Below are 5,803 nucleotides of genomic sequence, written 5' to 3' on the forward strand. Positions count from 1 at the left end.
GGGAGGGGCTCATTGATCTGGAGATCGGCCTGCTTGGAACGTCCGCGCCGGAGATACGCACCCAGTTCCTGTTCCATGACAAGCTTGTCGGCGTGGCCCGAATTGGACATCCTCTTCTCGAGCGCGCGGCGGTGACCGCAGAAAGATATGCCGCCTGCGACCATGTCTTGGCGTCCAAGGATGGGGAGAGAATCGAGCCCGTCGATGCCGCCCTGGAGAAGCTGGGGCTTAAACGGGCGATAAGGGTCGTCGTGCCTGGATATCCGGATGCAATGCGGATTGCACGCCAATCGGATCTGGTCGCGCTGGTGCCGCATTCATGCCTGGGCAACAGCTTGACGAGCGATCTCCCTGTCACATCGGGTCTTGCGACCTTCGAAGTCCCGGTCCCCACGCCGGAGTTCAAGATATCGGCGATGTGGCATCCGCGAATGGACGCCGACCCGGCCCATCGCTGGCTTCGCGATACTGTGATGGCCGTGTGCCGGGCAGCGTATCCGAGACGGTGAGGTCACGTCGTCATGCATACCGGCATCGGCAGCGCTTTGGGTACGCGAGCCCTGGAGCCGGTCATGAAGTTCTGTTTCTTTCACGCTGATTCGTAAGGGATTTCAATCATCATCCCATCATAGGCTGGTTCGACATTGGCTGGTGTCTCGGCCACCACCGTTGCGTAGTCGAGCGGCACGTGCATATGCGTCAGCACCGCATGTATCGGCGCCAGCCGCTCGATCCAATCAAGCGCTTCGCCAAGGGACAGGTGACTAGGATGTGTCCGGTATTGCAGCGCGTCGATGATCAGCACGTCGAGGGCGCGCAGCCGTTCGGCGGTGGGTTCCGGAAAGTCGCTGATGTCGGGGCAATAGGCGAGGCCGCCGATGCGGAAACCGAGCGATACGATGTCGCCGTGGATCTGCGGCAGCGGCTCGAGGGTGAGGGTACCCCCCTCTCCTTCGATGACCACCGGCCTGGTGTGGTCGATGAGATGCGGCCTGACGATCGGCGGATAGGAACTGCCTTGCGGCGTCTCGAAACAGTATCCGAACGCTTCCCGCAGCCGAAGCATCGTCGCCCTGTCGGCATGAACGTCGATCAGCTGGCGCTGATCGAGAACGAAGCCGCGCAGATCGTCGATGCCATGGATATGGTCGGCATGCGGGTGGGTATAGACGACCGAATCGATACGTTTAACGCCGGCCAGCAGCATCTGCTGCCGAAAATCCGGCCCCGTGTCGATGACCACAGTCGTGCGGCCGCCATTCGACGCGATCCGCTCGACGAGTGCGGCGGCACGCGTGCGCCGGTTCTTCGGGTTGTCGGGGTCGCAATTGCCCCAGTCGCCGGTGATGCGCGGCGTACCCGGCGACGAGCCGCAGCCGAGAATGGTGAGGCGCAGCCGGTCGGTCATCGTTCAGGCGCTTTGCTCTACAGGCCGCGGCATCTTGCCGAACAGCCGGAAGAAATTATCCGTCGTCAGATCGGCGATTTCAGCTTCGCTGACGCCGATGGTTTCGGCCAGCACCTTGGCGGTATGGGCGACATAGGCCGGCTCGTTGCGTTTGCCGCGAAACGGCACGGGCGCCAGGTAGGGCGCGTCGGTTTCGACCAGCAGGCGGTCATGCGGCACATCGGCGGCAATGGCGCGCAACTCAGCCGAATTCTTGAAGGTCAGGATACCCGAGAACGACACGTAGCCGCCGAGAGCGACGCCAATTTCGGCGAGCCTATGTCCGGAAGAAAAGCAATGCAGGATGAAGGGGAAGGCGCCCTTCCCCGTTTCGGCCTCAAGAATATCAGCCATATCTGCATCGGCATCGCGCGAATGGATGACCAGCGGCAGCCCCGTTTCGCGTGCGGCGGCGATGTGATTGCGAAAGCCTTGTGCCTGCGCATCGCGTGGCGCCTTGTCGTAGAAATAGTCGAGACCGGCCTCGCCGATCGCAACCACTTTCGGGTGGGCGGCCAGCCGTACCAGATCGGCAGATGTTACGTCTAGCTCTTCCGCGGCATTGTGCGGATGGGTGCCGACCGAACAGTATATTTCGTCGAAAGTCTCTGCAATTTCAATAATTTGCTGAAATCTCTTCACGCGAGTTGAGATCGTCACCATGCGGCCTATACCGGCCGCCTTGGCGCGAGCGACAATGGAAGCCCGCTCCTCGGCGAAATCTGGAAAATCCAGATGGCAGTGGCTGTCGACGAGCATCAGACGTTCGCGTCCGGCTGGTCGACGTAACGTGGGAAAACCCCTTCCGGCACGGGTAACGCGGTGCCCGGCACCAGCGCATGGTCCGCGTGGACATGCGCGAAATCGCGGCTGTCCGCCGGCACCGCCAGCAGATCGAGCAGTTTGGCGGCTGATCCCGGAGTAAAGGGCAGACACAGCACCGCCACGCGGCGCACGACTTCGGCGGTCGTCCACAGCACCGTTTCCATGCGCACCGGGTTGGTCTTCTTCAACGCCCATGGCGCCTCTCCGGCAAAGTAGCGATCGGCTTCCGCCACCACGCCGAAGATCGACGCCAGCGCCAGATGGATGCCCTGCTCGGCCATCGCCTTGCGCGCGGTGTCGAGAGCGGCGACGGCCTGGTCCAGGATCGCGCTGTCGGCATCCGTCAGGTCGCCGCGCTGTGGCACCACGCCGCCGCAGTTCTTGGCGATCATCGACAGCGAGCGCTGCGCCAGGTTGCCGAGACCATTGGCAAGGTCGGCATTGGTGCGGTTGACGATCGCGTCATGGCTGTAGCTGCCGTCGTTGCCGAAGGGCACCTCGCGCAGGAAGAAGTAGCGCACCTGGTCGAGACCGTAGTGCTCGACCATCGCGAATGGATCCACGACGTTGCCAACCGATTTCGACATCTTCTCGCCGCGGTTGAACAGGAAGCCATGCGCGAAAACGCGCTTTGGCAACTCGATGCCCGCCGACATCAGAAAGGCCGGCCAATAGACCGCATGGAAGCGGACAATGTCCTTGCCGATGATGTGCGTAGCCGGCCAATAGCGCCATTGCTCGGCCTTTGTGTCGGGATAGCCGGCGGCGGTGATGTAGTTGGTCAAGGCATCGACCCAGACATACATCACATGCTTGTCGTCGCCCGGCACCGGCACGCCCCATTTGAAGGTCGTGCGCGAGATCGACAGATCCTTCAGCCCGGACTTGACGAAGCTGAGCACCTCGTTGCGGCGCTCGGTCGGACCGACAAAGTCGGGCTGGCTCTCATAAAGCGCCAGCAATTTGTCCTGATAGGCGGAAAGCCTGAAGAAGTAGCTTTCTTCCTCGTTCCATTCGACGGGCGATCCAAGCGGTTCGCGACGCACGCCGTCGTCGCCGACGATCGTCTCACCTTCGTCGAAATAGGCTTCCTGGCGCACCGAGTACCAGCCGCTATAGCGGTCGAGATAGATGTCGCCATTGGCGGCCATCGCCTTCCAGATTGCCTGGCAGGATTCGTAGTGGCGCGGTTCCGTCGTGCGGATGTAGTCGTCGTTCGAGCCACCCATCGCATCGGTCATGGCGCGGAAAATCGCCGAATTGCGGTCGGCCAGCGCCAGCGGCGTTATGTCTTCCTTCTCGGCCGTTTGCTGCATCTTCAGACCGTGTTCGTCGGTACCGGTCAGGAAGAATACGTCCTTGCCATCCAGGCGCTGGAAGCGCGCCAGGGCATCGGTTGCAATGACCGTATAGGCGTGGCCGATATGCGGCTTGCCGTTCGGATAAAAGATCGGGGTGGTGATGTAGAACTTGTCGCGTGACATGAATGAACCGTCATGAATGTCTGAATGGAAAGGCGTGGCGGTGGATATCGTATCGAGGCAGCATTTGCCATCCCGATGCCAATGCATGCCGCCCAAAAGTGGCCCCGGTTTTGGGGACAACGGCATGCATCGGGAAAACCGTCACATTCGCATTGCAGAATTCAGGCGGTCGATCATGATCAGGGCGTGCTGCTTCTTGTCGAGATTGTAGGTATCGGTCTCAGATATAGCGTCCAGCGCCTCATGCCAAGTGTCCGACAATTTTTTGGCCCGTGCGAGATCGCCCGCCAGTGCTGCCTGACTTGCCGCGTCCGACAACAGGTCCAGCGCCCGGCGGTTGAAGATATCGAACTGGATCGCCTGATCGCGGCCGGCCACGGCTTCGGCGAGGCGAAACGCGCCGCCGACATCGCTCTTTCTGCCGGTGACCAGAGCGTCGAGCGTGGAGGCGATCTCCAGCCCGCCATACTGCGTCAACAGGATCGCGTTGCGGGCGCTGCCCCCTGCCCGCCCGACCAGTGCCGCGCGAGCCGCCGGATCGCCAGGCGGCGCCGGCTCGGTCGTTTCCAGCACCGTCATCAGGTCGTCGGCGTCGAGCGGGTTCAATCGCACCACCTGACAGCGCGACCGGATCGTCGGCAGCAGGCTGCCCGGCGCGTGGACAATCAGGATGAACAGCGTCCGTGCCGGCGGCTCTTCAAGATTTTTCAGCAACGCATTGGCGGCATTGGTGTTCATGTCGTCGGCGGGATCGACGATGACCACCCGATAGCTGCCGTCGTGCGAGGTCAGCGACAGGAAGCGGCTGACCTTGCGGATCTCATCGACGGTGACGACTGTCTTGAAACTCTTGGTCTTGTCGTTCAACGGCCGGGTCAGATGCAGCACGGAAGGATGCGCCCCGGTTGCGATCTGGCGGAACAGCGACGACGCCGGATCGGGAGCGGCAAGGCTTTCCGGCGCGTTCGCAAAATCCGGGTGCTTCAACAGATGATGCGCAAGGTGGAAGGCGAGCGTCGCCTTGCCGATGCCGACCGGTCCGGAGAAGATCAGTGCATGAGGCAGCTTGCCCGCCCGATAGGCAGCGGTGAGCACGCCCGCAGCCTGGCCGTGCCCGACCAGAAGGGGCGTTTCGGAGGGCTCCGGCACGCCGTCGAGCGTGTCGTGCTGCTCGGGTGCAATGCGCTCGAAGATCATGCCGGCGTTGCCTGCCTGTCGCGTGCCGGCGTTCTCGCCGCCAGTGCCGCGAACACCGCCGCGGTGACGACGTTCTCGACCGCGTCGGGCTCGGCGGCTGCGTCGATGACGATGCAGCGCTCCGGCTCGGCCTTGGCGATCGCCAGAAACGCCTCGCGGCGGGCCTGATGGATCGCCAGCGTCTCCTTTTCGAAGCGGTCGGCGACTGCCTCGGTGCCGCGCCGCAGCGTTGCGCGCCTCAGGCCTTCCGCCGGATCGATGTCGAAGATCAGCGTCATGTCCGGCATCATGCCGTTGATGGCGACCTGCTCCAGCGCATCCATGAACGCCGGATCGATGCCGCCTGTGACGCCCTGGTAGACGCGTGAGGAATCGAGGAAGCGGTCGCAAAGCACGATGGAGCCACGCTCGACCGCCGGCCGGATGAGCTGCTCGACATGATCGGACCGCGCGGCGGCGAAAAGCAGCGCTTCCATCTTCGGTCCGAACGGTTCGGCCGCGCCCGAAAGCAGCACATGCCTGACGGCTTCGGCGCCCGGCGAGCCGCCAGGTTCGCGGGTAAGCAGCACATCGTATTTCTTGGCGCGCATCTTCCTGGCCAGCCGCTCGATCTGCGTCGACTTGCCTGCCCCCTCGCCGCCTTCGAAGGTGATGAAAAAACCGCGTGCCAACCGAGAGGCCTTCTTGTCCATGGCTGAATGGGATTGTAGCGCTCTAGATAGTCCGCGTTCGGCCAAACGTCCATGCCGTCATTTTTTGCTTTCATGCACGTCGTTCGCCAAAACCATGGTCAGATTTGAGCGACGTGCCTTAGCGCAGCCAGCCGACCGCCAGTTCCTTGACTGCATCG

At 62.5% G+C, this 5,803-nt stretch carries 6 protein-coding genes; 1 reads left to right on the forward strand and 5 read right to left on the reverse strand.

Annotated features, from left to right (window positions below):
* The coding region (locus tag EN939_RS18145) for a LysR substrate-binding domain-containing protein (RefSeq protein WP_245473111.1) at positions 1-509 on the forward strand (509 nt) is incomplete at its 5' end.
* 80 nt (positions 510-589) lie between these two features.
* Here the strand turns inward: EN939_RS18145 and EN939_RS18150 are convergent.
* From EN939_RS18150 to tmk, 5 genes are all read right to left on the reverse strand, one after another.
* The gene (locus EN939_RS18150; RefSeq protein WP_127269112.1) at positions 590-1,408 is read right to left on the reverse strand and encodes an MBL fold metallo-hydrolase; all 819 of its coding nucleotides are present in this window, start codon (positions 1,406-1,408) and stop codon (positions 590-592) included.
* A gap of 3 nt (positions 1,409-1,411) precedes the next feature.
* Positions 1,412-2,206 carry a TatD family hydrolase gene (locus EN939_RS18155; protein ID WP_127269113.1) on the reverse strand — a complete coding sequence of 265 codons (795 nt, stop codon included), beginning with the start codon at positions 2,204-2,206 and terminating at the stop codon, positions 1,412-1,414.
* Positions 2,206-3,756: a methionine--tRNA ligase gene (gene metG, locus EN939_RS18160; RefSeq protein WP_127269114.1), complete on the reverse strand. Its 1,551-nt coding sequence runs from the start codon at positions 3,754-3,756 to the stop codon at positions 2,206-2,208. Before metG ends, EN939_RS18155 begins: the two co-directional genes overlap by 1 nt.
* 141 nt (positions 3,757-3,897) lie before the next feature.
* Entirely contained in the window at positions 3,898-4,953 is a 1,056-nt protein-coding gene (locus EN939_RS18165) for a DNA polymerase III subunit delta' (protein WP_127269115.1), read from the reverse strand.
* A complete protein-coding gene (gene tmk / locus EN939_RS18170) occupies positions 4,950-5,624 on the reverse strand; it encodes a dTMP kinase (RefSeq protein ID WP_164748920.1) in 675 nt (224 codons plus the stop codon). Before tmk ends, EN939_RS18165 begins: the two co-directional genes overlap by 4 nt.
* Between the last annotated feature and the right edge of the window lie 179 nt (positions 5,625-5,803).

It is taken from the genome of Mesorhizobium sp. M7A.F.Ca.CA.002.05.1.1 (assembly GCF_003998335.1).
Classification (GTDB): Bacteria; Pseudomonadota; Alphaproteobacteria; order Rhizobiales; family Rhizobiaceae; genus Mesorhizobium.

Bases quoted from the DNA above. Each gene is read 5' to 3' on its own strand.
- EN939_RS18150 (WP_127269112.1), bottom strand. From the start codon at position 1,408: ATGACCGACCGGCTGCGCCTCACCATTCTCGGCTGCGGCTCGTCGCCG.
- EN939_RS18155 (WP_127269113.1), bottom strand. From the start codon at position 2,206: ATGCTCGTCGACAGCCACTGCCATCTGGATTTTCCAGATTTCGCCGAG.
- metG (WP_127269114.1), bottom strand. From the start codon at position 3,756: ATGTCACGCGACAAGTTCTACATCACCACCCCGATCTTTTATCCGAAC.
- EN939_RS18165 (WP_127269115.1), bottom strand. From the start codon at position 4,953: ATGATCTTCGAGCGCATTGCACCCGAGCAGCACGACACGCTCGACGGC.